The sequence below is a fragment of the Leisingera sp. ANG-Vp genome (genome assembly GCF_000813725.1).
In the GTDB taxonomy this organism is placed as follows: domain Bacteria; phylum Pseudomonadota; class Alphaproteobacteria; order Rhodobacterales; family Rhodobacteraceae; genus Leisingera.
In genome coordinates this window covers 48519-73948 of sequence record NZ_JWLD01000044.1, presented here as the reverse complement: position 1 = coordinate 73948, position 25430 = coordinate 48519, and the positions used below count along the sequence as shown (strand labels likewise).

At 60.9% G+C, this 25430-nt stretch carries 29 protein-coding genes; 18 read left to right on the top strand and 11 right to left on the bottom strand.

Features of this window, described 5'->3' with window-relative positions; genetic code table 11:
- The first annotated feature begins 17 nt into the window (after positions 1 to 17).
- The 3 genes from der (at position 18) to RA20_RS14520 (ending at position 3359) form a co-directional block, all read left to right on the top strand.
- Positions 18 to 1481 carry a ribosome biogenesis GTPase Der gene (der, locus tag RA20_RS14530; protein ID WP_039130117.1) on the top strand — a complete coding sequence of 488 codons (1464 nt, stop codon included), beginning with the start codon at positions 18 to 20 and terminating at the stop codon, positions 1479 to 1481.
- Between the two features lie 309 nt (positions 1482 to 1790).
- On the top strand, positions 1791 to 2744 hold the full coding sequence (locus tag RA20_RS14525) for a fatty acid desaturase (protein WP_039130516.1): 954 nt from the start codon (positions 1791 to 1793) through the stop codon (positions 2742 to 2744).
- A gap of 27 nt (positions 2745 to 2771) precedes the next feature.
- Positions 2772 to 3359, top strand: a complete 588-nt coding sequence (locus RA20_RS14520) for a helix-hairpin-helix domain-containing protein (protein ID WP_241482264.1) — start codon at positions 2772 to 2774, stop codon at positions 3357 to 3359.
- 75 nt (positions 3360 to 3434) lie between these two features.
- On the opposite strand, the gene serS is transcribed toward RA20_RS14520, so the two are convergent.
- Positions 3435 to 4727 (bottom strand): serine--tRNA ligase, encoded by a 1293-nt coding sequence (gene serS / locus RA20_RS14515; RefSeq protein WP_039130114.1) that lies wholly within the window; start codon positions 4725 to 4727, stop codon positions 3435 to 3437.
- Positions 4728 to 5036: 309 nt separating this feature from the next.
- Between serS and RA20_RS14510 the strand changes: the two genes are divergently transcribed.
- From RA20_RS14510 to RA20_RS14460, 11 genes are all read left to right on the top strand, one after another.
- Entirely contained in the window at positions 5037 to 5306 is a 270-nt protein-coding gene (locus RA20_RS14510; protein WP_039130112.1) for a glutaredoxin family protein, read from the top strand.
- A gap of 275 nt (positions 5307 to 5581) precedes the next feature.
- Positions 5582 to 5866 (top strand): preprotein translocase subunit YajC, encoded by a 285-nt coding sequence (yajC, locus tag RA20_RS14505; protein ID WP_039130110.1) that lies wholly within the window; start codon positions 5582 to 5584, stop codon positions 5864 to 5866.
- Between the two features lie 33 nt (positions 5867 to 5899).
- Positions 5900 to 7561 (top strand): protein translocase subunit SecD, encoded by a 1662-nt coding sequence (secD, locus tag RA20_RS14500; RefSeq protein ID WP_039130108.1) that lies wholly within the window; start codon positions 5900 to 5902, stop codon positions 7559 to 7561.
- Position 7562: 1 nt separating this feature from the next.
- Positions 7563 to 8531: a protein translocase subunit SecF gene (secF, locus tag RA20_RS14495; RefSeq protein ID WP_039130105.1), complete on the top strand. Its 969-nt coding sequence runs from the start codon at positions 7563 to 7565 to the stop codon at positions 8529 to 8531.
- Positions 8524 to 9276, top strand: a complete 753-nt coding sequence (locus tag RA20_RS14490; protein ID WP_039130103.1) for a TSUP family transporter — start codon at positions 8524 to 8526, stop codon at positions 9274 to 9276. The genes secF and RA20_RS14490 overlap by 8 nt, the downstream gene beginning before the upstream one ends.
- Before the next feature lie 13 nt (positions 9277 to 9289).
- The gene (locus RA20_RS14485) at positions 9290 to 9643 is read left to right on the top strand and encodes an Mth938-like domain-containing protein (protein ID WP_039130102.1); all 354 of its coding nucleotides are present in this window, start codon (positions 9290 to 9292) and stop codon (positions 9641 to 9643) included.
- Between the two features lie 91 nt (positions 9644 to 9734).
- Positions 9735 to 10349 (top strand): heme ABC exporter ATP-binding protein CcmA, encoded by a 615-nt coding sequence (ccmA, locus tag RA20_RS14480; RefSeq protein WP_039130100.1) that lies wholly within the window; start codon positions 9735 to 9737, stop codon positions 10347 to 10349.
- Positions 10346 to 11002 (top strand): heme exporter protein CcmB, encoded by a 657-nt coding sequence (gene ccmB, locus RA20_RS14475; RefSeq protein ID WP_039130097.1) that lies wholly within the window; start codon positions 10346 to 10348, stop codon positions 11000 to 11002. Before ccmA ends, ccmB begins: the two co-directional genes overlap by 4 nt.
- Before the next feature lie 55 nt (positions 11003 to 11057).
- The gene (locus tag RA20_RS14470; RefSeq protein ID WP_039130095.1) at positions 11058 to 11789 is read left to right on the top strand and encodes a heme ABC transporter permease; all 732 of its coding nucleotides are present in this window, start codon (positions 11058 to 11060) and stop codon (positions 11787 to 11789) included.
- Positions 11789 to 11944 carry a heme exporter protein CcmD gene (gene ccmD, locus RA20_RS14465; RefSeq protein ID WP_039130093.1) on the top strand — a complete coding sequence of 52 codons (156 nt, stop codon included), beginning with the start codon at positions 11789 to 11791 and terminating at the stop codon, positions 11942 to 11944. The genes RA20_RS14470 and ccmD overlap by 1 nt, the downstream gene beginning before the upstream one ends.
- On the top strand, positions 11937 to 12476 hold the full coding sequence (locus tag RA20_RS14460) for a DsbE family thiol:disulfide interchange protein (RefSeq protein WP_039130091.1): 540 nt from the start codon (positions 11937 to 11939) through the stop codon (positions 12474 to 12476). Before ccmD ends, RA20_RS14460 begins: the two co-directional genes overlap by 8 nt.
- A 65-nt stretch (positions 12477 to 12541) precedes the next feature.
- On the opposite strand, the gene RA20_RS14455 is transcribed toward RA20_RS14460, so the two are convergent.
- From RA20_RS14455 to RA20_RS14435, 5 genes are all read right to left on the bottom strand, one after another.
- The gene (locus RA20_RS14455; protein ID WP_052249011.1) at positions 12542 to 13231 is read right to left on the bottom strand and encodes a calcium-binding protein; all 690 of its coding nucleotides are present in this window, start codon (positions 13229 to 13231) and stop codon (positions 12542 to 12544) included.
- A 15-nt stretch (positions 13232 to 13246) separates the two neighbouring features.
- Entirely contained in the window at positions 13247 to 14407 is a 1161-nt protein-coding gene (locus RA20_RS14450; protein WP_039130088.1) for a calcium-binding protein, read from the bottom strand.
- A gap of 205 nt (positions 14408 to 14612) precedes the next feature.
- Positions 14613 to 14888: a putative quinol monooxygenase gene (locus RA20_RS14445; RefSeq protein WP_241482263.1), complete on the bottom strand. Its 276-nt coding sequence runs from the start codon at positions 14886 to 14888 to the stop codon at positions 14613 to 14615.
- Positions 14889 to 14974: 86 nt separating this feature from the next.
- Positions 14975 to 15313: a DOPA 4,5-dioxygenase family protein gene (locus RA20_RS14440; protein ID WP_039130082.1), complete on the bottom strand. Its 339-nt coding sequence runs from the start codon at positions 15311 to 15313 to the stop codon at positions 14975 to 14977.
- Between the two features lie 74 nt (positions 15314 to 15387).
- Entirely contained in the window at positions 15388 to 15759 is a 372-nt protein-coding gene (locus RA20_RS14435) for a winged helix-turn-helix transcriptional regulator (protein WP_039130080.1), read from the bottom strand.
- A 107-nt stretch (positions 15760 to 15866) separates the two neighbouring features.
- On the opposite strand from RA20_RS14435, the gene RA20_RS14430 reads away from it, so the two are divergent.
- Positions 15867 to 16487, top strand: coding sequence for an NAD(P)-dependent oxidoreductase (locus tag RA20_RS14430; RefSeq protein ID WP_039130078.1), 621 nt, complete (start codon positions 15867 to 15869; stop codon positions 16485 to 16487).
- A 24-nt stretch (positions 16488 to 16511) separates the two neighbouring features.
- On the top strand, positions 16512 to 17375 hold the full coding sequence (locus RA20_RS14425) for an MBL fold metallo-hydrolase (RefSeq protein ID WP_039130075.1): 864 nt from the start codon (positions 16512 to 16514) through the stop codon (positions 17373 to 17375).
- Positions 17376 to 17413: 38 nt separating this feature from the next.
- Here the strand turns inward: RA20_RS14425 and RA20_RS26175 are convergent, their stop codons facing one another.
- Positions 17414 to 17905 carry an antibiotic biosynthesis monooxygenase gene (locus tag RA20_RS26175; protein WP_241482262.1) on the bottom strand — a complete coding sequence of 164 codons (492 nt, stop codon included), beginning with the start codon at positions 17903 to 17905 and terminating at the stop codon, positions 17414 to 17416.
- Positions 17906 to 18033: 128 nt separating this feature from the next.
- Here RA20_RS26175 and RA20_RS14415 point away from each other — a divergent pair, with 128 nt between their 5' ends.
- The gene (locus RA20_RS14415; protein WP_152618521.1) at positions 18034 to 18819 is read left to right on the top strand and encodes a substrate-binding periplasmic protein; all 786 of its coding nucleotides are present in this window, start codon (positions 18034 to 18036) and stop codon (positions 18817 to 18819) included.
- Between the two features lie 73 nt (positions 18820 to 18892).
- Here the strand turns inward: RA20_RS14415 and acnA are convergent, their stop codons facing one another.
- Positions 18893 to 21595, bottom strand: a complete 2703-nt coding sequence (gene acnA, locus RA20_RS14410; RefSeq protein WP_039130068.1) for an aconitate hydratase AcnA — start codon at positions 21593 to 21595, stop codon at positions 18893 to 18895.
- A gap of 222 nt (positions 21596 to 21817) precedes the next feature.
- Here acnA and RA20_RS14405 point away from each other — a divergent pair, with 222 nt between their 5' ends.
- On the top strand, positions 21818 to 22519 hold the full coding sequence (locus tag RA20_RS14405) for a DUF1223 domain-containing protein (protein ID WP_039130065.1): 702 nt from the start codon (positions 21818 to 21820) through the stop codon (positions 22517 to 22519).
- Between the two features lie 13 nt (positions 22520 to 22532).
- On the opposite strand, the gene RA20_RS14400 is transcribed toward RA20_RS14405, so the two are convergent.
- From RA20_RS14400 to RA20_RS14390, 3 genes are all read right to left on the bottom strand, one after another.
- Positions 22533 to 23465, bottom strand: coding sequence for a lysophospholipid acyltransferase family protein (locus RA20_RS14400; RefSeq protein ID WP_039130062.1), 933 nt, complete (start codon positions 23463 to 23465; stop codon positions 22533 to 22535).
- 120 nt (positions 23466 to 23585) lie between these two features.
- Complete coding sequence (locus RA20_RS14395) at positions 23586 to 24695, bottom strand: flagellar motor switch protein FliG (RefSeq protein ID WP_039130060.1); 1110 nt, start codon at positions 24693 to 24695, stop codon at positions 23586 to 23588.
- A gap of 72 nt (positions 24696 to 24767) precedes the next feature.
- On the bottom strand, positions 24768 to 25301 hold the full coding sequence (locus RA20_RS14390) for a tetratricopeptide repeat protein (protein ID WP_039130058.1): 534 nt from the start codon (positions 25299 to 25301) through the stop codon (positions 24768 to 24770).
- Positions 25302 to 25430 lie beyond the last annotated feature (129 nt).

Below are 25430 nucleotides of genomic sequence, written 5' to 3'. Positions count from 1 at the left end.
CGCAGAAAGTTGGTCTGATGTCCTTTACCCTCGCCATCGTGGGCCGTCCCAATGTGGGCAAGTCCACCCTGTTCAACCGCCTCGTGGGCAAGAAGCTGGCCCTGGTCGACGACCAGCCAGGGGTGACGCGCGACCTGCGGGAAGGCGAGGCGCGGCTGGGCGACCTGCGGTTCACGGTGATCGACACCGCGGGCCTGGAAGACGCCACCGACAACTCGCTGGAGGGCCGCATGCGCCGTCTGACCGAGCGGGCGGTGGATATGGCCGACATCTGCCTGTTCATGATCGACGCGCGCACCGGGGTGACGCCAACCGACGAGATCTTTGCCGACATCCTGCGCCGCAAGTCCGCGCATGTGATCCTGGCCGCCAACAAGGCCGAGGGAAATGCCGCCGAGGCCGGTGTGCTGGAAGCCTATGGCCTTGGTCTGGGCGAGCCGCTGCGGCTGTCGGGCGAGCATGGCGAGGGGATGCCGGACCTCTATGGCATTCTGCAGCCGCTTGCAGAGAAGTTTGAGGCGGAAGCCGAAGACCATTCACCGGTCACCGATGTTGAGGTCTATGAGGAAATCGGCGAGGACGAGGAAGAGGTCATTCCGGTCCCGACTGATGCCAAGCCGTTGCAGGTGGCCGTTGTCGGCCGTCCCAATGCGGGCAAGTCCACTCTGATCAACAGGATTCTGGGCGAGGACCGGCTGCTGACCGGCCCCGAGGCCGGGATCACCCGCGATGCGATTTCGCTCCGGGTCAATTGGGACGGCGTGCCGATGCGGGTGTTTGACACCGCAGGCATGCGCAAGAAGGCCAAGGTGCAGGAAAAGCTGGAAAAGCTCTCTGTCTCCGACGGTCTGCGCGCGGTGAAATTTGCCGAAGTTGTCGTGGTTCTGCTGGATGCCAGCATTCCGTTTGAACAGCAGGATTTGCGGATTGCCGACCTGGCGGAGCGCGAGGGGCGCTCGGTTGTGGTGGCGGTCAACAAATGGGACGCAGAAGAGCACAAGCAGGAAAAACTGCGGGATCTGAAGGAGGCCTTTGGCCGCCTGCTTCCGCAGCTGCGCGGGGCGCCTTTGGTGACGGTGTCAGCGAAGACCGGCAAGGGTCTCAACCGGCTGCACGAAGCGATTATGCGCGCCTATGGCGTCTGGAACCGCCGGGTGCCGACTGCGGCGCTGAACCGCTGGCTGGTTGGCATGCTGGAGCAGCACCCGCCGCCAGCCCCGCAGGGCAAGCGGATCAAGCTGCGCTACATGACCCAGGCCAAGAGCCGGCCGCCGGGGTTTGTGGTGATGTGCTCGCATCCTGACAAGCTGCCGGACAGCTACAACCGGTATCTGATCAACGGCCTGCGCGAAGATTTCGACATGCCCGGCACGCCGATCCGCCTGTATATGCGCGGGCAGGGGGACAAGAACCCCTATAAAGGCAAGCGGCAAAAGAACGCGGGCGCATTGGCCAAGCATTTGAACAAGCGCGGCAGCTGACCTCAGCCGGCGGCGGGGGTACTCCCGCCCGGCCTGCGGCATTCATGGAATACCTTGGCCCGTTGGGCCCGGCGCCGCCCTGACGGGCGGCGCTTGCCGTTCCGCCCCGTTGCGGGCGGTCTTTTGCCGTTTCGATCCGGCCGGCAACAGGCCGCATTCTCATCACGGTCCGGATTTGCTAACCCTGCAGTTGAAGCGTTTGTTTGCCAGTAGCCTTGTCTTTGGAGAAGGCGGGATTATCTGAAAATCAACCTTGGGGAGCCTGCGTCTTTTGCGTGGCTGTCACATTGCAAATTTATGAGCGAATTCATGGATCTGAGGGCACACACCCGCAAGTATTGCGCAAAGGACAACCGGCTGGCGTCGCTCAGCTATTTCGGGACTTTTGCAGTCTATTTCTCGGCATTGGGTCTAGCCGTTGCCTATGCCGGGCAATGGGCGGTGATGCTGCCTGCAGGGCTGGTTTTTGCCTTTGCCGCTGTGCGACTTTACGTACTGCAGCACGACACCGGCCATCACTCGCTGTTTGAAACCCGCACACAGAACGAAATTGCGGGCCATGTGCTGTCGCCGTTCACTTTTGCGCCTTTTGAGGTGATGAAGCAGAACCACAATCTGCACCATTCCAATATCGGCAATCTGGAGCACCGCGAAACCGGCGAAATCCATACCATGACCCTGCGCGAGTGGAACGCGGCCGGATTCTGGGAGCGGCTGGCTTACCGGCTTTACCGCAATCCCTTGGTCCTGGTTCCCGTGGGGGCGGCGTTTACCTATTTCATCCGCTACCGCTGGCCCAAGAATACGGTGCGCTTTGGTGTGCTGGGCGTGATCCTGCACAACCTGGTGATTGTAGCAATGCTGGCGCTGCTTTACTGGGCGGCAGGGATGACCGGCATCTGGGTCTGGCTGGCATTTTCCTTCCTGGGCGGCATGATCGGCGTGTTCCTGGTTTATCTGCAGCATAATTTCGAGGACACCTATTGGGACCGGCGCCCGGATTTGAACCCGCAGGTGGCAGCCTTGCAGGGGTCTTCCTGCCTGGACTTCGGGTGGTTCTTCGACCTGGCTGTGGCCAATATCACCCTGCACGATATTCACCATTACAATGCCCGCATCCCGTCCTACCGGCTGCGAGAGTGCCATTACAGCCTGCCTGAGGAGATGGGGCTGCGCCGTATCAAATTCCCGGAAGCTGTGCGGGCGCTAACGCTAAAACTTTGGGACGAAGAAAAGAAATGCCTCGTGCCCTTTCCCGGATAAGCCTGGGTGTGCAAGAATGGCCGCTTGATGGCGGACGGGACTGCAGGGATGAAGGATGAGGCGGAGATGACGCCAATTCAGAACATGCGCGGAGTGGGACCGGCTCTTGCCCGGCACCTGCGGGCGCATGGGGTGGCAACGGTTGAGGAACTGGCCGCAATCGATGATGGAGATCTTTGCCGGATACCCGGTATCGGCGAGAGGCGGGCCGCAGTTCTGAAGCGTGTGGCATTGATGGAGGAAGAGACGGTGGCGGAACCCGGGCCTGACGCAAATTCGGCAGATGACGAGAAAACCAAATCCTCTTCGGTCCAGGCTGCAGACCAGGACCGCAGCCCATCCGCATCCGAGCTGGAAATGAAGGCAAGGCTTGCTGAAGCTGAAGCCGCCAGACTGGCCGCAGAGATCAAGGCGGCCAAGGCTGAAGCAAAGGCCGCCAAGGCCAAGCGCAAGGCTGCTGTTCTGGCTGAGGAATTTGCAGAGGCGCGGATCAAGGCCAAGCAGAAGGCCAAAAAAGTGAAGGCAAAGGCCAAGAAAGCCATCGAGAAGGAAAAAGCCAAGGCGAAGGCTATTCTTGATGCCAAGGCGGCTGAGAAAAAGAAAAAGAGGAAGTAGGCGGAAGCTTTTGTTCTCAAAAGAAAACCGGCGTTGTGAAAACGCCGGTTTTCCTGTTTCAGAGATGCCAGGCGGTCAGACCAGATCGCCCGCCGCAGTCAGGGTCAGCTTGCCGCCCAGATAGGGAGCCAGTGCTTCCGGCAGCTTGACGGAACCGTCTTCCTGCTGGCCGTTTTCCAGCACTGCGATCAGGCAACGGCCCACAGCCAGGCCGGAGCCGTTCAGGGTGTGCAGGAATTGCGGCTTGCCGCCGTCCGCAGGTTTGAAGCGGGCGTTCATCCGGCGGGCCTGGAAGTCGCCGCAGACCGAAACCGAAGAGATCTCGCGGTAGGTCTTCTGGCCAGGCACCCAGACCTCGATGTCGTGGGTCTTGCGGGCGCCAAAGCCCATGTCGCCGGTGCACAGAACAATGGTGCGGTAGGGCAGGCCCAGACGCTCCAGGATGTTCTCGGCGCAGCGGGTCATGCGCTCATGCTCCTCGACGCTTTTGTCCGGATGGGTGACCGAGACCATTTCGACTTTCTCGAACTGGTGCTGACGCAGCATGCCGGCGGTGTCCTTGCCTGCGCTGCCCGCCTCGGAGCGGAAGCACTGGGTGTGGGCCACATAACGGCGCGGCAAGTAGCCTTCCTCGACCGTCATGCCGTTCACGATGTTGGTGAGCGTCACCTCAGCGGTCGGCACCAGCCACCAGCCATTGGTGGTCTTGTAGCTGTCCTCGCCGAACTTGGGCAGCTGGCCGGTGCCGTACATCATCTCTTCGCGCACCAGCACCGGAGTCCAGGTTTCCGTCAGGCCGTTCTCATCCACATGGGTGTTGATCATGAACTGCGCCAGCGCGCGGTGGATGCGGGCGACCGCGCCGGACAGCACCACAAAGCGGCTGCCCGAAAGCTTGGCCGCGGTCTCGAAATCCATGCCCGGCTTCACGCCTTCGATCTCGAAATGCTCCTTGGCCTCGAAACCCAATTCCTTCGGCTCGCCCCAGCGGCGGATTTCGACGTTATCGTCCTCATCCTCGCCCAGCGGCACATCCTCGAACGCAAGGTTGGGGATGGTGCCCAGCATATCGGTCAACTGCTGGTCCAGCTCCTTGGCTTCGGCATTCATGGCCGCCACTTCGGCCTTTTTCTCAGCCACCAGCGCGCGCAGGCGCTCGAACTCGGCCTCATCGCCGCGGCCCTTGGCGGCGCCGACTTCCTTGGAGGCCTTGTTCTGCTCAGCCTGAGCGGTCTCGGCTGCCAGGATCTTGGCCCGGCGCGCCTCATCCAGAGCGAGAATCCCGGATGACACGCCCGCGTCCCCGCGCCGCGCCACAGCGGCGTCGAAAGCGGCAGGATTTTCGCGGATAGCGCGGATGTCATGCATGAGAGTCTCTCCTAGCGTTGAATGGTATTTGAATCAGTAGACCCATCCTATGACGCAAGGGTGAAGAAAGGGGAAGAGGGGGGAGCCCAGTGGATCCAGACTGTTCCTGAGTTGCAGCTTGTGCAAATCGAACTCCGGTTCAGTACTCCTTTGGGAAATGCAAATTGAGCTGCCAAAGAGCAGGAAAGTAGACTGCGGCAAAGGGGACAGGCGAACAGCTATTTCAAGCCCACGCCAAAGTGATCAATCCGGTCTTGCGCAAGAGGAGCCAACACCCGAAATCGGCCGGGAACAAGAGGGACCGCTCAAATGCCTAAGGCCGTACTTTACCGCATGGATTTGCCCAACTACACCTGTGGCTACGGCACAGCCGCCCGGGATCTTCTGCATCGCGAAAAGTTCGAAGTTGAGGAGCACATCCTCCGAACGCGCCGCGAAACCGATGCTTTCAAGGACAAGCACCACATCACCACAACGCCTCTTATCTTCATCGATGGTGTTAAGGTTGGCGGCTTTACCGAATTGAAGAAGCACCTCAAGGCACAAAAGCCCAAGCCGAAACGGTTCTGGAAGCGTTGATTTGCGCAGTGTGGGAGGCTTTGATCAGGCCTCCAGAGCAGGGTTCTAGCGCTCAGGCTGCAATCTCGCTGCCGGGTTTCAAGGAAGCCGGAAGCACCCAATAGTCCTGCGCCAGGAGGGCTGGACGCCTTCTGAAAAGCGAACAACCGTGCCAGGGGGCGGATTTGGCTTCTTTGGGGCGGCTGTGAGCCTTGCAACCCTTCCCCTCAACGCATAGGTTCCGCTGCAAAATTCCGGCGTGAAACCCCATGCCGCTTTGACAGAAGGAATATCCCATGGACGGTGGCGCAGTCGCCCAATTTCTCCCGCTTATCCTGATCTTCGCGATCATGTACTTCCTGCTGATCCGCCCGCAGCAGAAGAAGATGAAGCAGCATCAGGCGATGGTCGACGGCCTGCGCCGCGGCGACCAGGTGGTCACCCAGGGCGGTGTCATCGGCAAGGTGGCCAAGGTGAAGGAAGACGGCGAGATCGAAGTGGAAATCGCGGAAGGCGTCAAAGTGCGCGTGGTCAAAGCGACCATTGCACAGGTTCTGAACAAGACTGAGCCTGCGTCTTAAGCATTTCCCGCAACGATCTGAAAAGGCAGGGCAATGCTGCAAATTGATCTCTGGAAGAGGGTGCTGATCTGGCTGGTATGCGCAGCTGGTATCATGCTTGCCCTGCCAAACGGGTTTTATACCCGCGTCGAGCAGGCCAATGACGCCGCCGCCGACATCATCGCCAAAGGCGAGACGCCGGAGCGGCTGGAAGTGGCGGACCAATGGCCGTCGTATCTGCCGTCGGGCCTGGTGAACCTTGGCCTCGACCTGCGCGGCGGTGCGCATCTCTTGGCCGAAGTACAGGTCGGCGATGTGTACGAAGCGCGGATGGATGCGCTGTGGCCGGAGGTGCGTGATGCGCTGCGGCCCGAACGTTCCACTGTCGGCACGTTCCGCCGCCAGCCCGGTTCTGCCGATCAGATTCGCCTGAAGCTTTCCAAGCCCGACGGCATGGCTCGCGCGCTGGAAGTGGTGCGGGAACTGGCAAATCCGATCACCACGCTGACCGGTGTCGGCGCCAATGATATCGAGGTCTCGGCCGAGGGCGATATCCTGGTGGTGCAGTTGAGCGAGGCGGAAAAGATCGCTTCGGACGACCGCACCGTGCGCCAGTCGCTGGAAATCGTGCGCCGCCGGATCGACGAGGTCGGCACCCGCGAGCCTACCATTCAGCGCCAGGGCGCTGACCGGATCCTGATCCAGGTGCCGGGCATCGGCTCCGCGTCGGAGCTGAAAGCGATTATCGGCACCACCGCACAGCTGACCTTCAACCCGGTTGCGGGCCGCGGCAGTGATCCGGACGCAGCTCCGGGTATCGGTAACGAAGTGATCCCGTCGCTGGACGAAGAAGGCATTTACTACACCATCGAGTCCGCTGCCGTTGTCACTGGCGAAGACCTGGTGGATGCACAGCCGTCGTTCGACCAGAACGGCCAGCCTGCGGTGACGTTCCGCTTCAACACCTCCGGTGCACGCCGGTTCGGGGACTACACGGCTGAGAATATCGGTTCGCCCTTTGCCATCGTGCTGGACGATGAGGTTGTCTCGGCCCCGGTGATCCAGTCGCACATCCCGGGCGGCTCCGGCATCATCACCGGCAACTTCACCATCGAGGAAAGCACCAATCTGGCGGTGCTGCTGCGCGCAGGCGCGCTGCCGGCCGAGCTGGTGTTCCTGGAAGAGCGCACCATCGGCCCCGAACTGGGCCAGGACAGCATTGATGCGGGCAAGATCGCAACCATCGTGGCCTTTATCGCAGTGCTGGTGTTCATGGGGCTCAGCTATGGCCTGTTCGGGCTCTTTGCCAATGTGGCGCTGATCCTGAACATCGCGCTGATTTTCGGCATGCTCAGCCTCATTGGCGGCACGCTGACCCTGCCGGGCATTGCAGGTATCGTTCTGACGGTTGGCATGGCGGTGGACGCCAACGTGCTGATCTTTGAGCGCATCCGCGAAGAGCTGAAGGCAGGCCGCGGCCCGGCCAAGGCGATTGACGAAGGCTACTCCAAGGCGCTGAGCGCCATTCTGGACGCCAACATCACCACATTCATCACCGCGGTGATCCTGTTTGCCATGGGCTCCGGCCCGGTGCGCGGCTTTGCGATCACCCTGGGTCTGGGCATCATGACCTCGGTCTTCACCGCGATCTTTGTCACCCGCCTGATGATCGTCATGTGGTTTGAACGGCGCCGTCCGAAAACGATTGAGGTGTGATATGCGGCTGAGACTAGTTCCCCAGGAAACCTCCTTCGACTTTTTCGGCAAGGCCAAGCTGTGGCTGGGTCTGTCGGCGCTGCTGCTGGTGATCGGCATTGCGTCCTTTGCGCTGCAGGGCTTGAACTTCGGCATCGACTTCCGCGGCGGCACCACCATCCGCACCGAGGCTTCCGAGCCTGTGGATGTGGGCGCCTACCGTGATGCGCTGGCGGTGCACCAGCTGGGCGACATTTCAATCACCGAGGTGTTCGACCCGGCGTTCGACGATGACCAGCATGTGTCTCAGATCCGCATCCAGGCGCAGGAAGGCGGCGAAGCGATTTCGGGTGAGATGATCGAGCAGCTGAACCAGTCGCTGGACGCGGTGGCGCCGGGCATCAAGTTTGCTGCGGTGGAGTCTGTAGGCCCCAAGGTCTCAGGCGAGCTGATCAAGACCGCGGTGCTGGCCGTCGCTTTGGCGATTGCAGCTGTTCTGGTCTACATCTGGCTGCGGTTTGAATGGCAGTTCGCCTTGGGCGCGGTGGCAGCGCTGGTGCATGACGTGGTGCTGACCATCGGTGTCTTTGCCGCGCTGCAGATCAAGTTCGACCTGGCAATCATCGCAGCACTGCTGACCATCGTTGGCTACTCGCTGAACGATACCGTGGTGGTGTTTGACCGGGTGCGGGAAAACCTGCGCCGCTACAAGAAGAAGGACCTGGCAGAGGTTCTGAACCTTTCGATCAACGAAACCCTCAGCCGGACGGTGATGACCTCGGTCACAACCTTGCTGGCGCTGATCTCGCTCTATGTGCTGGGCGGCGACGTGATCCGCGGCTTTGTGTTTGCGATGATCTGGGGCGTTATTGTCGGGACCTACTCGTCGGTGTTTGTCGCCTCCACCATCCTCTTGAAACTGGGGGTCAAGCGGGACTGGTCGAAACAGGCCAACACCACTGGCAACCAGTTCTCGAACATCGATGCTTGAGGCGTTCGACGCAGCCCTGGCCACACCGGGGCTGTTCTGGCTTCTTGTCACCATCGGAGCCGCGGGTCTTGTCCGCGGCTTCACTGGTTTTGGCACTGCGATGATCTTTGTCCCTGTCGGGGCGCAATTCCTGCCTTCGGCGGATGTGGTGTTCCTGATGGTGCTGATGGGGGTGTTTTCCACCATCACCCTGTTCCCGCAGGCCTGGAGCAATGCCGACAGGGCCGAGGTCGGGGCGCTGTCCATGGCGGCGGCGGTGACGGTGCCTGCGGGGCTGTGGGTGATGGGGCAGATGGATCCTTTGACCCTGCGCTGGCTGGCTGCCGGGGTGATCGGGCTGACATTGGCGGCGGTGGTCTCGGGCTGGCGCTGGCAGGGCAAGCTGGGGTGGCCGGGGCGGTTTGCCATTGGCGGTGCGGCCGGCGTGGTTGGCGGCATGACCGGACTGACCGGGCCGGTTGTGATTGTGTTCTACTTGGCCAATGTGCGCGACGTGGCGCGGGTGCGGGCGAATACGATTGTGTTTCTTGCCGCGCTTGATGTGGTGATTGCAGTCAACCTGATCTTCGGCGGGCTGGCCAGCCTGCAGGCCTTCATTCTGGCCGGGCTGCTCGGCATCCCCTATGTGGTCACAACGCTGACCGGCAAGGCTCTGTTTGATCCCAAGCTGGAGAAGCTCTACCGCTTTGCCTCCTATTCCGTGATTGCGCTGGCCGTGGTATCCAGCCTCCCGGTGTTTGACTGAAAGGAGCCCGCATATGCGCTTGAATGAAGTGAGTTATTCCGATGCGCAGCCGGTTGACGGCTATGGCGACGGTTTCTTCCGCATCGGCGGGCAGGTGTATCAAGGCGGGGTGCTGACATCGGCGGCGGGCACCGCGGCCTGGGGCGGGTTCGGTGAGCCTGAGCCTTTGCTGTCGCTGGCCGGGGAAATTGATGTGCTGTTCATCGGCACCGGTCCTGAGATCGCCCATATCCCGGCAGAACTGCGAAAAGCGCTGGAGGAAGCCGGGCTGGGGGTAGAGGCGATGAATTCGCCCGCGGCCTGCCGTACCTACAACGTGCTTTTGTCCGAAGGCCGGCGGATAGCGCTGGCTGCTCTGCCGGTCTGAAGATGAATTTCTGATGTATTTGACCTGCCGCAAAGCGGGCATCTGTTTAATGGTCTTTTCATGCGCCGGTGCAATGGGATAAGCGGAATTCATGACTTTGAATGTGACGGATCTGAGCGTGGCCCGCGGCGGCATCCCGGTGCTGGAGGGCGTGAGCTTTGCGCTTGAACCGGGCAGGGCGCTGATCCTGCGCGGGCCCAATGGCATCGGCAAGACCACCCTGCTGCGCACCGTCGCAGGCCTGCAGCCGCCGCTGAAGGGCCGGGTTGAGGGCGCAGAAGACCAGATTGCTTATGCAGCGCATTCCGACGGGCTGAAGCCGACGCTGACTGTGGCGGAGAACCTGATTTTCTGGGCCAGCGTCTTTGGCCGCAACGGTATTGAGCAGGCGCTGGACGGGTTTGATCTGCAGGCTTTGCGGGACCGCCAGGCAGGGGCATTGTCAGCAGGGCAGAAACGCCGCCTGGGCCTCAGCCGGATGCTGGTTACCGGCCGTCCGATCTGGATCATGGACGAGCCGACTGTGAGCCTCGACAAGACTTCGGTAGCGATGTTTGCAGAGGCCGTGCGGGCGCATCTGGGGCAGGGCGGCTCGGCGCTGATTGCCACCCATATCGATCTGGGGCTGGAGGCTGAGGTGCTGGACGTTGGTCCATTCAAGGCCAAGCCGCCTGAGATCGACGATTTCGATGGAGGCTTCCTGTGATTGCGCTTCTGCTGCGGGATCTGAAGCTGGCCTTACGGGCGGGCGGCGGCTTTGGCCTGGGACTTGCGTTCTTTCTTATCGTGACCGTCATGGTGCCGTTCTCTGTTGGCCCGCAGTCCGAGCTGCTGGCCCGCATTGCACCGGGTGTGCTGTGGCTGGGCGCTTTGCTGGCCTGCCTGCTGTCATTGGACCGGCTGCTGGCGCTGGATTGGGAGGACGGCTCGCTGGATCTTCTGGCCACCGCACCGCTGCCTTTGGAAAGCACCGTGACGATCAAGGCGCTGGCCCATTGGATCACTACGGGGCTTCCGCTGGTAATGGCAGCACCGGTGCTGGGAGTCCTTCTGAACCTGCCTTTGCAGGGTTTTCAGTGGCTTGTGATCTCGCTGCTGCTGGGCACGCCTGCGCTGTCCGTCATTGGCACCTTCGGCGCGGCGCTGACTGTGGGCCTGAAACGCGGCGGCCTGCTGATGTCGCTCCTGGTGATGCCGCTGTATGTGCCGACACTGATCTTCGGCTCCGAAGTTGCCCGCCGCGGTGCTGAGGGCATGGCGGTGCAGACGCCGCTCCTGCTGCTGGCCGGAATCTCCGCCGCCTCCATCGCCCTGCTGCCCTTTGCCAGCGCCGCCGTCCTGCGCGTCAATTTGCGCTGACACGATGCCGCGCCCGTGAATTGAGAAACCCGAGAACAAGAGCTAAATAGCCACCATGTCGATCTGGGAATACGCCAACCCGAAGAAGTTTCTGGCCACCTCCGAAAAGGTGATGCCGGCCTTGTGGGTCAGCTCTGCGGTGCTGATTTCCGCGGGCCTGATCTGGGGGTTCTTCTTCACGCCTGATGATTTCCGCCAAGGCTCTACCGTCAAGATCATCTTCCTGCATGTGCCGTCCGCTTTGATGGCGATCAATGCCTGGTTCATGATGCTGGTCGCCTCGCTGATCTGGGTCATCCGCCGCCATCATGTCAGCGCCCTGGCCGCCCGTGCAGCGGCACCTGTGGGCGTGGTCATGACGGTGATTGCGCTGATCACCGGGGCGATCTGGGGCCAGCCGATGTGGGGCACCTGGTGGGCCTGGGACCCGCGGCTGACGTCCTTCCTGGTGCTGTTCCTGTTCTATCTCGGCTACATCGCCCTGTGGGAGGCGATCGATAACCCGGACACCGCTGCGGATCTGACGTCGATCCTTTGCCTGGTGGGCTCGGTCTTTGCCGTCCTCAGCCGCTATGCGGTGAACTTCTGGAACCAGGGGCTGCATCAGGGGGCGTCGCTGTCCCTGGATGAGAAGGAGAACGTCCACGATGCCTTCTCCTCGCCGCTGTACGTCTGCATGGCAGGGTTTGTTCTGCTGTTCCTCGCCCTGGTGCTCTACCGCACCGGAACTGAAATCCGCGCCCGCCGCATCAAGGCACTGATGGCGCGCGAACGGCTGGAGGCCTGATGCCCGATCTTGGAAAATACGCCGATACGGTGCTGTCGGCCTATGGCGCTTCGCTGGTGCTGCTGGCGGCGCTGGTGGTGCTGACGATCTGGCGCGGCCGAAAGGTGCGCCGGGAAATGGAAACCCTGGAAACGCGGATGAAGCGCAATGGCTAAAGTATCTCCGCTGATGGCGGTTCCGGTTGTGGTCTTTGCAGGCTTTGTCGGACTGGCACTCGTGGGCATGTTCCGCGAGGATCCCGACAGCCTGCCTTCGGCCCGCGAAGGCCAGCCCGCGCCGCCGGTGGTGCTGGACGAATTTCCCGGCAAGGAGATGTTCTCAGACGAGACTCTGCGGGACGGCAATGTGAAACTGGTGAACTACTGGGCCAGCTGGTGCGCCCCCTGCCGGGCCGAGCATCCGAACCTGGAAGCACTATCCCAGGAAGGCATCCCGGTCTATGGCGTCAACTATAAGGATCAGCTGGACAATGCCGAGGCCTTCCTGAACGAGCTGGGAGACCCTTATGCGGCCATCGGACGGGACGAGCGCGGCCGCATGGCGCTGGATTGGGGGCTGTACGGTGTACCGGAAACCTACGTGGTCGATGGGGACGGCAAGATCGTGCTGCGGTTTGCGGGCCCGGTGACCCAGCGGGTGATCGAAAGCACATTGCGCCCGGCGATGGAGAAGGCGGCCAGCCAGTAACTTCCAAGGGCATAGCGGAAAAAAGAAAAAGAGCGCCGTTTCCGGCGCTCTTTTGTGTTTTTCTATTAGAGAACGAAAGTTGTGGCCCAGAATTGATCCAAATCGTCATAGTTCAGCAGCCTAAGGCTGTTGCCGCCGCCAAAGTCCACAACAATGCTTCCGTCTACGATTTCAGCGCCGTCTACGGCGGACTGGGCATTGGCCTGCCCGCCAAGCAACTCGCTGTCGATTGTGATACTCTCGGAAGCATAGTCGGTGATCCGGTCGTTGCCGCCATTGAACACAAATGAGTCAAAGCCCTCACCGCCGGTCAGCGTGTCGTTGCCAGTGCCGCCGTCCAGATAGTCGTCTCCTGCGTCACCAAACAGCTTGTCGTCGCCATTGTGTCCCCAAAGAGAGTCATTTTCATTTCCGCCAAGCATCCGGTCATTGCCTTCGCCGCCTAGCAGGTTGTCACTGCCGTCGCCGCCGAAAACATGGTCATCGCCATCTTCGCCGAACAGAGAGTCGTTGCCGCCGTGCCCGAAAAGCCTGTCGTTGCCGCCGCGGCCTTGAATCTGGTTTCCTGCATCGCTGCCGTGGATGGTGTCGTCGCCGTCACGCGAGCCGCGCACGTTTTCAATGCTGATCAGCTTGTCACGGAAGTCTTCCCCGCCCCAGGTGCCTTCGGCAAAACCTCTGTCCAGGTCGACGCGGACTGCATCTACACCGCTGCGGTCGTAGCGGATCAAGTCAGTGCCGTCGCCGCCATTCACGGTGTCGTCGCCGCGCTAGGTGATGAAACGGTCATTGCCGCTGGAGCCGATGATCCGGTCGTCCAGGTCGCTGGCGCGGAATTCAAACACATCGCCTTCGATCCTGTCGCGGCCGCCCTGGCCGTCGTTGTACACCACGCCCTTTTCCAGATTCGCGCGGATACCTGTTGTGGCACCAAGGTTGTAAGACAGCCGGATGTGGTCATTTGAGTCTTCAAGAAAAAACACATCGTTGCCGGCGCCGCCGACAAGGTTCATCCAGCCGTCGTCAAGCGCGTTGACGAAAAACCGGTCGTCATGATCCGTGCCCCAGAGGCCCAGCCCGCCAGTGTTCGTATTCCAACCGGCGTACATGGGCTTGGCGATGTCGATGATCTCCGTCCGGCCGTTGCTGCCCTTGTCAATGACCGCAGTATTTGCATCGCCATCGATACGGGCCACAATGCCCTGGTCGAGGTCATCGTGGTAGATATCGACGAAGCCTTCCTCGATGCTGCTGAGAGAAATGGTATCTCTGCCTGTGCCGGCCCGCACCTGATCCCAGAAGGAGTTGTCGCCGGGATCGAGCCAGTCATTTCCGGCGCCGCCGGTCAGGGAGTCGTCACCGTCACCGCCGAACAGACGGTCACGGCCGTTGCTGCCGTTCAGGGTATCGTTGCCGTCGCCGCCATCCAGGAAGTTACGTTTGCCGCTGCCGGTGAGATTATCGTCGCCATCGGTGCCCAAGTGCGCCCGAAAAGTTGTTCCGCCGGCGTCATCAAAGGTGATGAACTGGCCGGGCGCTACGTCGCCCGTAGGTTCAGCAACCGTCACGGATTCGATCCAGGCGTCCCATTCGGCCAGTGTTCCAAACTGCGGCGGGTGGTCGCCATCCAAAACGAAGACGCTCATATCTGCGGAAGAGCCCCATAGCGGGTGCTCCGCCGGTTCAGTTTCCATGAGCAGGAAGGTGCCGGATTTGGAGACTCCGTCTTCAGTCCAGGAAACCTGAAGAATTGTGGTGTTCACCTCGGTGTCGCCGTCCAGGTCAGTTCCATTGAGACGGGCGCCAAGCGCGTCCACGTCGATTTCCGCGACGGGATCGTCTTCAGGGTGTTCGCCAGGCATAAGAGTGTAGGTAAAACCGTCAACGCCGTCTCTTGTCACGATGTCGAGCGAGGCCGGTTCGATGATCACTGTGGATCCTTCACCGGACTCAGTCACTTGAAACACAGTACGGAAGCCAGCGAGAGTATGCGCGCGCATATCGAATTCCCTTTAAGTATTGCTATGTCAGAATCGAAAAAAGTCGAACTTCGCTACTTATAGAGAATGTATTTTAAATTGTCTCTACTCTTCCGGGAGAGTTCAAAATCCTGCAGCTAATAACGGTGCGTTATTTTTACGTGCAGAGTGTGAAGCTTTTGAAATCGGGCTCATTCGCGGACAAATCATAAACCTGCTGGAGATCCTCCTGTTTGGAACGCCATATCAGATATTCGCTGAACGCCTCGGCGCTGCTCCAGCGCTGAAACACCGCAATCTCGTTGCGTGCAGGCGCCAGCAAGACCTCTGCCTGCAAGTTGCCCGGCTGGGTGCAGACTTGTTCTGTCATTTCTTTGACCAGCGCCGCCAGCGCGTCAAATTTCCCCGGCAGAGGCTGGAGGATGATGATCACGCATTCCTTCAAGATGTGCTCCGGTATTCTGCTGTCGGCTGCAGCCTGCCATTGAAATGGCAATTTCCGGTAAATTTACGCTTTGGTCAATTGAAGATGGAGAGATCCAGGTCCAGCCCGGTGCCAAGCCAGATTGCGTGGTCACGGTGATCTGCCAGATCGTCGCCGCTTTCGGGGTGGGCAAAAACGACCAGCCCGTTCCGGTTCAGCGCCAGCCAGGGCAGCAGTCTGGCAAATTGTTCTGGAGTAGCGGCCAGCTGGCAGGACCATTTCGGGTGCGGGCCGACATTCTTCTCATGCATGCGGCCCATCTGGACGCCAAAGCGCTCCGCCGCCTGCTGGCACAGGGTGCGGGCCTGTTCGACGGAGTTTTCGTCGAAATAGATGTGGCTGTGGTAGCCGGTGATGCTGTCAGTTTGTTTCATGGCGCCATTTTTCCCGGCATGGCAGGGCAGTGCAATCAGGTGTTTGCGAACAGAACCTGTGCAGTTCAGTGAGTTCAGGCGGTTCCACCTTGTGCGGCGTCATAGGCGGTACGGGAGGCGCGGATGCCAGGCTGATGCTCGTTTGCCCAGCTCGCCAGCTGCCGGATGGTTTGGAACAATGAGTGACCGCGCTCTGTCAGTGCATATTCCACCTGCGGCGGCGACAGGTCCAGCACGGTGCGACTGACCAGCCCGTCGCGCTCCAGGTTGCGCAAGGTCACGGCGAGCATCCGTTGCGAGATCCCTTCGATCACCCGCCGCAGCGCGTTGAAGCGGCAGGGGCCTTTTGCCAGTTCGATCACCAGAAGCACCGACCAGGCATCGCCGATGCGGTCCAGAACATCCCGGACAGGGCAGTCGTATTCGATGGCGCGGCGGCGGCTCATACCGGTTCCTTTCAAGTAACCATGTGACGCGGAAATGCGTATTCCGGCGCATCGTTGCGGCGCCTATCTGGTTCTCATCGGTAACTATAGAATGAAAGGGAAGCGGAATGAAGCTCCTGATTATTGGCGCCACCGGGATGATCGGATCCCGGGTTGCGGCAGAGGCGCTGAGGCGCGGGCATGACGTAATTGCCGCCGTGCGCAGCCCGGAAAAAGTGGAAGCACGCGACGGCCTGAGGGCGGAAAAGCTGGATGTCAGCGACACCGCGCGGCTGGCGGCGCTCGCAGCTGAAACGGATGCAACCATTGCTGCAGCCAGCCCGCGCAGCAGCGGTGATGCAATTGCCGAAGCAAGCGCTTATGCGGATGCCTTGATCGCCGGGCTTGAGGGGCGGCGGCTGCTGCTGGTTGGCGGGGCTGGCTCACTCAATCTGCCAGATGGCTCGCCAGTGGCGGATGTTGTGCCGGAGCTTTACCGCGCCGAGGCACAGGGTATGCGGCTGGCCTTTGAAAAGATTTCTGAAAGCGGGCTGGATTTCACTGTTCTGGCGCCGGCAGGCCTGATCGAACCCGGTGAGCGCACCGGCGAATTCCGTCTCGGCGGCCGCACTCTCCTGACTGATGCCGAAGGCAACAGCCGGATCTCTGCCGAAGATTACGCGGTAGCGCTGCTGGATGAGGCAGAGGCCCCCAAACACTCCCGCCAGATTTTCACCGCCGCTTACTGAAACTCACATACATAGGATGAACCAATGAAAACCCTCATTTCGTCGGCACTTGCAGCCGTTCTTTCAACTGCGGCGTTTGCTGCGGACTTGAAAATCACTGACTACAACCCGGGTGAGAACGGCCTGTTTGCCGTGAGCTCGTCGCTGATCGAAGGCCCCAGCGAAGTGATCCTGGTAGACGCCCAGTTCGAGCGGGACGACGCCGAGGACCTGGTGGAGATGATCCAGGCCACTGGCAAGACTTTGACCACGGTCTTTATCAGCCACAAGGATCCGGACTTCTATTTCGGCGTTGACCGGATCCGTGAGAGCTTCCCGGATGTGAAAATCCTGGCTACTCCGGCCACAGTGGAGGGCATCACAAAGACGATAGAGCTCAAGAATGAGTTCTGGGGGCCGATCCTGGGTGAAAACGCGCCGCGCCAGCTAATCGTTCCGGAAGTTCTGCAGGGCGGCACGCTTATGGTGGACGGCGAACCGGTGCAGGTGGTGGGGCTGGATGGCCATGACCCGGCCCATACCTTTTTGTGGGTGCCCTCGGCCAAGACCGTTCTGGGGGGCGTGCCGGTCTACGAGAATGTGCACGTTTGGATGGCGGACAACCAGACACCGGAAAGCCGGGAAAAATGGCGCAAGACACTGGATCAGATCCTGGCACTGAACCCAGAACGGATCGTTCCCGGGCACTATATGGGCGAGGCAGCCAAGGACGCGTCCAGCGTTGCTTTCACCCGCGGCTACATTGCCGAGTTCGAGGCTGCTTCGGAGAACCTGGAAGGCTCCGCAGCGGTGATATCCGCGATGGTGACGGCGCATCCTGACTTCACCAACACCGGGGACCTGGAGCTAAGCGCGCAGGTGCTGGAAGGCGAACGCTCCTGGCCGTAACCTAAGAAGCGGTTCCCGGACCAAGAACCGGGATCCGTTCAGGGAACTGAAAAGGTTCGGAAGTCCTGCTCGCGGCGCATGGTGGCGCTGCGGGCATCAAAATCTCCGCGCTCGGCACGCCAGGTCAGATAGCGGTCCAGGTGCTCCAGCGATTCCCATAGGTGGAAGACGGCTATTTCAAAACGATCGCGGTTGATTCCTGCGTGGGCTTCCAAGCATCCGGGAAAGCTGCGGGTGTCCGGAAGCATTTCCAGCACTGCCTCTGCATGGTCATCGAATGTGTCCTCGTCCGGATAAACGACGGCAATCGCGGCTTCTTTCATGCTCTGGCGCCTGGCTTTGCGTTTTGTATTGCTAGCATTTAACATGCTTTTCATATACATCTTTGCATAACTGAACTGACCGGTATAGCCGGTATTAATGAATTTCGCGTAGCGCTTAAGTTGTGGCCAGGACTGGGGGCACCAGCTTGGTCCCGGCTGAATGCAAAGGGAAACTGTTTGGAGAGCAAGCAAGGCGGGAACGCTCATCCGGTGACACAAAACTCAACTGCAAAACCCATCTGTTGCCGCGCCAAAGCGTGTTCGCGCGGGCTGCCCTGGATGCCGCGGGACGGCAGTGATTTCAGGTGGCAGTTCACCGGCAGGAGGTCAGTGGTTTGACGGTACGCTCCCGGCTCCTCAAGATGTGCCAGTCCGGATTGGCGATGGCCTGGGTTCTAGCTGCACCTGCTCAGGCCTTGGAAGAGACCGTTCTGAGGTTCTGCTACGATCCCTATCCGCCTTACACCTTGGGGGATGGGGGCATTCCTTCTGGCGGGCTGAAAGTGCAGCTGCTGGAAGCGGTGACCGGGCGCATTGAAGGCGTGAGCGCTGTGGTTGTACTGCTGCCCTGGCAACGCTGCCAGGCTCAGGCTCAAACCGGTGAGACCGACGGGATTTTGCCCCTGTTCAAATCCGCCGCGCGGGAGAGCTATCTGGCCTTTACGGAAGGCACCTTTCTGCAAACAAACTCTCTTTGGTACAATATGCGCCGCTATCCTGGCGGGCTGATGCCGGGAGAGGGCTATTCGGAAGTGTCGCAGCTGCGGCTGGGAATGGTGAACGCCAGTATCATTGACGAAGAGATGGAAGCAGCTTTTGAGCGCCATAACCCGATTGTCCGCACCGGTGACGCGGCCAGCCTGATGCAGATGCTGTTGTTCGGGCAACTGGATCTCATTGCCCTGGACGACGCTGTCGGGTGGCATCAGGTGGTCCGGCACGGCTGGCAGGACAGGATCGGCCGCATCGCCTCGCCTGTTTCCAGCCGGTATTCGCATTTCGGCCTGTCCAAAGCATCTGGAGCGGACGCTTATTTGGATGCCTTCAACCGGGCCATTTCCGAACTCAGGGCGGATGGCTCGATCACTGAGATACTGAGGAGTTTCGACTTTACACAATAACCGGGCCAGGGGCGCGGTCAGTAAAAAAGGCGCCCCGGACGGGCGCCTTTTGTTTTCCGGAACACGTGTTTGCCTACGATTTGGCCAGGTTGCGCAGCACATAGTGCAGCACGCCGCCGTGTTCGATGTATTCGATCTCCGGCGCGGTATCGATGCGGCACTTCAGGGTGATCTCTTTCACTGAACCGTCTGCCATGGTGATCGAGCAGGGCACTTCCTGCAGCGGCTGGATGGTGTCCAGACCGCTGATCGAGACGGTTTCATCACCGGTCAGGCCCAGCGACTTGCGGCTGTCGCCGCCGGTGAATTCGAACGGGATGACGCCCATGCCCACCAGGTTGGATCGGTGGATGCGTTCAAACGACTCAGCGATCACCGCCTTAACGCCCAGCAGTGCGGTGCCTTTGGCAGCCCAGTCGCGCGAGGAGCCCGCGCCGTACTGTTCGCCGCCGAACACCACCAGCGGGGTGCCATTGGCTTGGTGCGCCATCGAGGCCTCATAGATCGAAGTCTGCTGGCCATCGGGACCTTTGGTATAGCCGCCTTCGACCGGGCTGCCGTCTGCTTTGGCCAGCATCTCGTTCTTGATGCGGATGTTGGCAAAGGTGCCGCGCATCATGATCTCGTGGTTGCCGCGGCGCGAGCCGTAGGAGTTGAACTCACGCGGCTGCACCTGGCGCTCCAGCAGGTATTTGCCTGCGGGCGTGGTGGTTGCAAAGGAGCCGGCAGGGGAGATGTGGTCTGTGGTGACCATATCGCCCAGCACCGCCAGAACCTTGGCGCCTTCGATGTTCTCGATGGTGCCCGGCTCCGGCCCCATTCCCTGGAAATAGGGCGGGTTCTGGATGTAGGTCGAGGCTGCGGGCCAGTCATAGGTTTCCGCGTCGGTGGTTTCCACCGCCTGCCACTTCTCGTCGCCTTTGAAGACGTCGGCGTATTTCGACTGGAAGGCTTCGCGGGTCACGGTCCGTTCGACCAGTTCCGCAACTTCCTGGGCCGAGGGCCAAATATCTTTCAGGTAGACGTCATTGCCGTCCTTATCCTGTGCGATCGGGTCGGAAGCCAGGTTGATGTCCATGGTGCCGGCCAGCGCATAGGCCACAACCAGCGGCGGCGAGGCCAGGTAGTTGGCGCGGACATCAGGCGAGATGCGGCCTTCGAAGTTGCGGTTGCCCGACAGCACCGAGGTCGCCACCAGGTCGCCCTCGGCAATTGCCTCGGAAATCTCCTGCTGGATCGGGCCGGAGTTGCCGATGCAGGTGGTGCAGCCGTAGCCCACCAGGTTGAAGCCGACCTTGTCCAGATCCTCCTGCAGGCCTGCGGCCTCCAGATAGGCGGACACAACCTGTGAACCCGGTGCCAGCGAGGTCTTGACCCAAGGCTTGCGGTCGAGGCCCAGGGCAGCCGCCTTGCGTGCGACCAGGCCGGCGCCGATCATCACATAAGGGTTGGAGGTGTTGGTGCAGGAGGTGATCGAGGCAATCACGACCTTGCCCGATTCCATGGTGTAGTCTTCGCCTTTGACGGCGACTTCCTTGCCCATCGGACGCTTGAAGGTCTCTTCCATCTCCTTCGCGAAGGCCGATTTGGCGTCGGTCAGCGCGACGTAGTCCTGTGGGCGCTTCGGACCCGAGATCGCCGGAACGATAGTGCCCATGTCCAGCGTCAGGGTGTCGGTGTAGATTGGGTTGTAGTCGGCGCCGCGCCAGAAGCCGTTTTCTTTGGCATAGGCTTCGACCAGAGCAATGCGGTCCTCATCGCGGCCGGTGTTGCGCATGTAGCGCAGGGTCTCGCCGTCGATCGGGAAGAAGCCGCAGGTGGCGCCGTATTCAGGGGCCATGTTGGCGATGGTGGCGCGGTCTGCCAGCGGCAGGCGGTCCAGGCCTTCGCCGTAGAATTCAACGAATTTGCCAACCACGCCCTTGGCGCGCAGCATTTCCACCACTTTCAGAACCAGGTCGGTGCCGGTGGTGCCTTCAACCATCTGGCCGGTCAGCTCAAAGCCGATGACCTCCGGGATCAGCATGGAGATCGGCTGGCCCAGCATGGCGGCTTCGGCCTCGATGCCGCCAACGCCCCAGCCCAGAACCGCAGCGCCGTTGACCATGGTGGTGTGACTGTCGGTGCCGACCAGGGTGTCGGGGTAGGCAACTTCCTCGCCGTTCTGGTCGGTGTCGGTCCAGACGGTTTGCGCCAGGTATTCCAGGTTCACCTGGTGGCAGATGCCGGTGCCCGGCGGCACAACGCGGAAGTTGTTGAAGGCGTTCTGGCCCCACTTCAGGAACTGGTAGCGCTCCATGTTGCGTTCATACTCGCGGTCGACGTTCATCTGGAACGCGCGCGGGTTGCCGAACTCGTCGATCATCACCGAGTGGTCGATGACCAGGTCAACCGGAACCAGCGGGTTGATTTTGGCAGCGGAGCCTTTCAGACCGACGATGCCGTCACGCATGGCAGCCAGGTCCACAACGGCGGGAACGCCGGTAAAGTCCTGCATCAGCACGCGGGCCGGGCGGTAGGCGATCTCACGCGGATTCTTGCCGCCCTGAGCGCCCCATTCGGCAAAAGCCTTGATGTCGTCGGTAGAGACGGAGAAGCCGCCGTCCTCGAACCGCAGCATGTTTTCCAGCACCACTTTCAGCGCAGCGGGCAGCTTGGAAAAGTCGCCAAAGCCGGCCTCGGTGGCGGCGGGAATGGAGTAATAGGAAATCGACTTGCCGTTGACGCTCAGCTTCCGGCGCGCGCCGGCATTGTCCTGTCCGGTAATGATAGGCATTCTGGCCTCCCTCAGAATTGTGTGTCTGGGAATTCGCTGAGCTTTACATGCATGAGGAAGGTTAAGCTTTCAATAGCGCAGGTGCGGTAATAGTCAAAAATTGTATGCCGTAGTATACATTTTCTTCCGGAAGAACGCTCGCGCCCGCCTCAAAAATGATTGATTGGCCTAACTGCAGCCACATCTTTAGACCAGAAGCCTAAGAAACAGCGTGGGCGATTCATGAAACTTCTGGCGTCGATAGTCACAGCTTTGGGCCTGGCCCTTCCGGTGTACGGCCAAACCGCGGCGGAGCCCGTGGTGGTGGAGCTTTATACGTCGCAGGGCTGTTCCTCCTGCCCGCCGGCCGACGCGCTGCTGCACAAGCTGGCCGCGCGCGAGGACGTGCTGCCGTTGGCGCTGCACGTGGACTACTGGGATTATATCGGCTGGAAAGATGAGTTCGCGAGGCCTTCGCACACGCAGCGGCAAAAGGGTTATGCCCATGTGGGCGGGCGCCGGATGATCTATACGCCGCAAATGATCATCATGGGTCAGGATGACGTTGTTGGCGCCGATGCGATGGAAGTGGCGGATGCCATCGCCAAGCATAAGGACCAGCCGCGCCCGGTGTCGCTGGAGGTCGAGCGGCGGGGGGAAGAACTGGTGATCCGGCTGCAGCCTCGGGTTCAGATGCCGGACGGCAAACTGGTGGTGCAGCTGGTGCGCTATACGCCGGAGCGGACCGTCAGCATCAAACGCGGCGAACTGGCCGGGCGAACGCTGTCCTATTCCAATGTGGTTGAGGACTGGGCAGTGGCGGCCGAATGGGACGGGGCAGGGGATCTTGAGGTCTCAGTTGCGGCCCCGGGTGATCTTCCTGCTGCAGTGCTGGTGCAGGAAGCCCCGTTTGGCCGCATCATTGCCGCGGCCCGGGCAGATTAACTAACCCAGCGGATTAGTCTCCTGCCGGTTCTGCGCCAGCTTCAGGCTTGCGGAAGGCAGCCTGATGTTTCCAGCGGCGGTGAATCCAGAACCACTGGCCTGTGTGCTTGCGCACGATGGCTTCTAGATCCGCACTCAGCGCTTTGGTCATTGTGAGAGGGTCGGAATGCGGCACCTCCGCATTCATCACGATCTCGAAATCCAGCCCGTTTTCCTGGCGCACCGCATAGACCGGGATCAGCGCGGCGCCGAATTTCAGCGCCAGTTCGGCGGGTACCGTTGAGGTCACCGCGGGCTTTCCAAAAAAGTCGATCAGCTCTCCGCCCTGGGCATGCAGGTCAGTCACGATGGCCGCGATGCCGCCTTTCTTCAGGTGGCGCACCAGTTCGACCATACCGCGTTTGCCCTGTTCGAACATCAGGTCGTGATTTGCTTTCATGGCAGCGACATAATGTTCGTTGAAATAGGGGTTGGCCATGCGCCGGTACAGTGATCCCATCTCGTGGCCGCGGGCCACCAGCGCGGCGCGGGCAGCGTCGTAATTGCCGAAATGAGCGGTGGCGAGCAGGACAGGGCGGCCTTCTGCGCGGGCAGCCTCAAGCGCCTCAAGACCGGGGCCGGTAATGGGGGCTTGGCGGGCGCGTTCAAAGAACGCCTGGCCTGCATAAAGCTCGGCAATCATCCGGCCGGCATTGTCGCTGACGTCCCGGTAAAGCTCCGCCGCGTCCAGTTCGGAGAGTTCCGGGCTGACCAGTCTCAGATTGTCGCGCACCCGTTTTTCAAAGCCGGCGGCGCGGCCCATGAGGGTGACAAGCCGGCCGAGCAGCGGCACCCGCAGCCGGTAGGGGATGAGACCGGCGCCAAGCAGCAGCCCGCGCAGAAACAGGTTGCTGCCAAAGTATTTGACATGGCTCCAAGTGGAGAGCTCGGAAGGATTTGCGGGCATGGCGTCTGGATTGCTGCGGCGCAGGACTGCGGCTGGAAGCCTGCATCATAAGCTGCTGCAGCAGCAGGCACAAGCGCGTCGCGGAAATGGCGGCTGCGGCCTGGTTCAGGGCGTTCCTATTCAGCCGCCTTCTTCCTCTTCTTCATCCGATTTCAGTTCAATTTCGCCGGTGGCGACCATGTCGCGCATCGCTGAGATGATCATGCTGAAGGCAGCTTCGCCATCGGAACGTTTGACCTTGCCGCGCTCCGCCACTTCCTCGCGGATATTGTCAGCCATCCGGCTCGACATGTTGGCAAGCAGGAAGTCGTTGGTGGCGACGTCTTCCTCGTCGGTGGCAAAGGCCATGGCGGTGACCAGGTCCGGCTGCGACAAGACCCGCATCAGTTTGGGCACATCGTTTTTCTGCATCCGTTCGCCGATCAGCGCGTAGGTGAAGATCGCTTTGCGCACGCGGGTGGCGAATTCCTCGTCCTCTTCGTCGAGCGCGGTCAGAACCTCGTCGCGTTTGGCTGCTGCGGCTTCGGTCAGGATGCCGCCCAGGCGCTGGCCCGGGGTATCGTCGAAGGCAAGTTCCGGCCGGGCTTCGACCTGCGCGGCCAGCGACAGGCCGATGCGGTCGACGGTTTCGGGTGTGACGTTGGCGGTCTGGCTGACAGCATATGTGATGCGGCGCGCCACCGGGCCAGGCAGATGCACCAGCATCTGTGCGGCTTTGGCGGTATCCAGCTTGGACAGCAGGACAGCGGCCACTTCGGTGCTTTCCGCTTCGGCCAGGCCGGCCAGATCTTCGGGGGGCAGCTGCTTGAGCCGCTCCCAGGGATCGCCAAACTGGCGCACGCCGGCTTCCTTGCGCAGGCGGCTGTGGGTGTAGCGGCTGATCTTGCCTTCCATGGCGTTCAAAGCGCCCGCCAGCCCGTTGGGGAAATGCAGGCCGACATTGTCCAGCAAATCGGCGAATTCATTGGCGACCGTGTTCAGCGTATCACGGTCGACAATGCTCATATTGCCCATCTGCTTGGTCAGCTCCAGCTGCAGGTCATCCGGCAGCTCCTCGAGCGGGATTTCCGCGCCTTCGTTCAGCAGCAGCCGGACAATGATTGCGGCCTTGGCCTTGCCGCTGAGCCCGCCGGCACCGCCGCCTGCCCCCAGCGGAGCCGGGGCCGCAAAACCGCCCGCATCCATTCCGCCGCCCGCCATGGGAAGTGCCAGCATATTGTCTTGAGGCATTCTCGCACCCTACCAAAGATTCTTCTCAATCGTGGGCAGGATAGGCCGCAAGCCGTAAAAAAATGCTGAAGCCTAGTAGCTGTAGGAAGTACCTGTTTCCAAGGCGTTGCGCAGCGATGCTTCTGCCCAGGTGCCATCGCCGCCGCGGGCCCTGATCTCTTTCCACTGTATCAGGGCGAGCCCGTATTTCCCCTGTTCCACAAGACCTTGGCCCATATATGAGCGGGCAAGGATGTTATCCGGATCCTGGGCCAGCGCCTGATCGTAATAGGCCTGCGCCAATTCAAGATTGCCCTGTTTGCGGTGCGTGAAGCCCCAATAGGTCAGCACCAGCGAATCCTGCTGGTCCGCCATCGCGCTGAGAACCGCCTGGGCGTCTTCCTGGCGGCCGGCATAGGCCAGCTCGCGCACCGCACCCATCAGCTCCTGCTGGTTCAGCGAGGATTTGCGCGCCCGCACACAGCGTTTCTTTTCCTCATCCCACACCCGTTTGCCTTTGCAGGTCTTGGTGGTTTCGGTGGGCTTGGGCGGGTTCCAGTCGTTGCCGCTGGCGGCAAAGGCCGCCAGCGGAAGGGTCAGAGCAGCGGCCAGAGCAAAATAACGCATATCATCAACTCCTGATGTGCAAAGTCTCGTTCAATGTACTCAGAGAACCCGCCAGGCGGCGACTTTATTCATTTCACAAATGCGTTTTTTGAATCTTTCCGGCTCTCTGCAAACGAAAACGCCCCGCCG

Bases quoted from the DNA above. Each gene is read 5' to 3' on its own strand.
- RA20_RS14400 (WP_039130062.1), bottom strand. From the start codon at position 23,465: ATGCCCGCAAATCCTTCCGAGCTCTCCACTTGGAGCCATGTCAAATAC.
- secF (WP_039130105.1), top strand. From the start codon at position 7,563: ATGCGGCTGAGACTAGTTCCCCAGGAAACCTCCTTCGACTTTTTCGGC.
- secD (WP_039130108.1), top strand. From the start codon at position 5,900: ATGCTGCAAATTGATCTCTGGAAGAGGGTGCTGATCTGGCTGGTATGC.
- RA20_RS14490 (WP_039130103.1), top strand. From the start codon at position 8,524: ATGCTTGAGGCGTTCGACGCAGCCCTGGCCACACCGGGGCTGTTCTGG.
- RA20_RS14520 (WP_241482264.1), top strand. From the start codon at position 2,772: ATGGCGGACGGGACTGCAGGGATGAAGGATGAGGCGGAGATGACGCCA.
- RA20_RS14390 (WP_039130058.1), bottom strand. From the start codon at position 25,301: ATGCGTTATTTTGCTCTGGCCGCTGCTCTGACCCTTCCGCTGGCGGCC.
- der (WP_039130117.1), top strand. From the start codon at position 18: ATGTCCTTTACCCTCGCCATCGTGGGCCGTCCCAATGTGGGCAAGTCC.
- RA20_RS14430 (WP_039130078.1), top strand. From the start codon at position 15,867: ATGAAGCTCCTGATTATTGGCGCCACCGGGATGATCGGATCCCGGGTT.
- RA20_RS14525 (WP_039130516.1), top strand. From the start codon at position 1,791: ATGGATCTGAGGGCACACACCCGCAAGTATTGCGCAAAGGACAACCGG.
- RA20_RS14435 (WP_039130080.1), bottom strand. From the start codon at position 15,759: ATGAGCCGCCGCCGCGCCATCGAATACGACTGCCCTGTCCGGGATGTT.
- RA20_RS14460 (WP_039130091.1), top strand. From the start codon at position 11,937: ATGGCTAAAGTATCTCCGCTGATGGCGGTTCCGGTTGTGGTCTTTGCA.
- RA20_RS14510 (WP_039130112.1), top strand. From the start codon at position 5,037: ATGCCTAAGGCCGTACTTTACCGCATGGATTTGCCCAACTACACCTGT.
- RA20_RS14425 (WP_039130075.1), top strand. From the start codon at position 16,512: ATGAAAACCCTCATTTCGTCGGCACTTGCAGCCGTTCTTTCAACTGCG.
- ccmA (WP_039130100.1), top strand. From the start codon at position 9,735: ATGACTTTGAATGTGACGGATCTGAGCGTGGCCCGCGGCGGCATCCCG.
- RA20_RS14395 (WP_039130060.1), bottom strand. From the start codon at position 24,695: ATGCCTCAAGACAATATGCTGGCACTTCCCATGGCGGGCGGCGGAATG.
- ccmD (WP_039130093.1), top strand. From the start codon at position 11,789: ATGCCCGATCTTGGAAAATACGCCGATACGGTGCTGTCGGCCTATGGC.
- yajC (WP_039130110.1), top strand. From the start codon at position 5,582: ATGGACGGTGGCGCAGTCGCCCAATTTCTCCCGCTTATCCTGATCTTC.
- RA20_RS14405 (WP_039130065.1), top strand. From the start codon at position 21,818: ATGAAACTTCTGGCGTCGATAGTCACAGCTTTGGGCCTGGCCCTTCCG.
- RA20_RS14470 (WP_039130095.1), top strand. From the start codon at position 11,058: ATGTCGATCTGGGAATACGCCAACCCGAAGAAGTTTCTGGCCACCTCC.
- acnA (WP_039130068.1), bottom strand. From the start codon at position 21,595: ATGCCTATCATTACCGGACAGGACAATGCCGGCGCGCGCCGGAAGCTG.
- RA20_RS14440 (WP_039130082.1), bottom strand. From the start codon at position 15,313: ATGAAACAAACTGACAGCATCACCGGCTACCACAGCCACATCTATTTC.
- RA20_RS26175 (WP_241482262.1), bottom strand. From the start codon at position 17,905: ATGAGCGTTCCCGCCTTGCTTGCTCTCCAAACAGTTTCCCTTTGCATT.
- RA20_RS14485 (WP_039130102.1), top strand. From the start codon at position 9,290: ATGCGCTTGAATGAAGTGAGTTATTCCGATGCGCAGCCGGTTGACGGC.
- serS (WP_039130114.1), bottom strand. From the start codon at position 4,727: ATGCATGACATCCGCGCTATCCGCGAAAATCCTGCCGCTTTCGACGCC.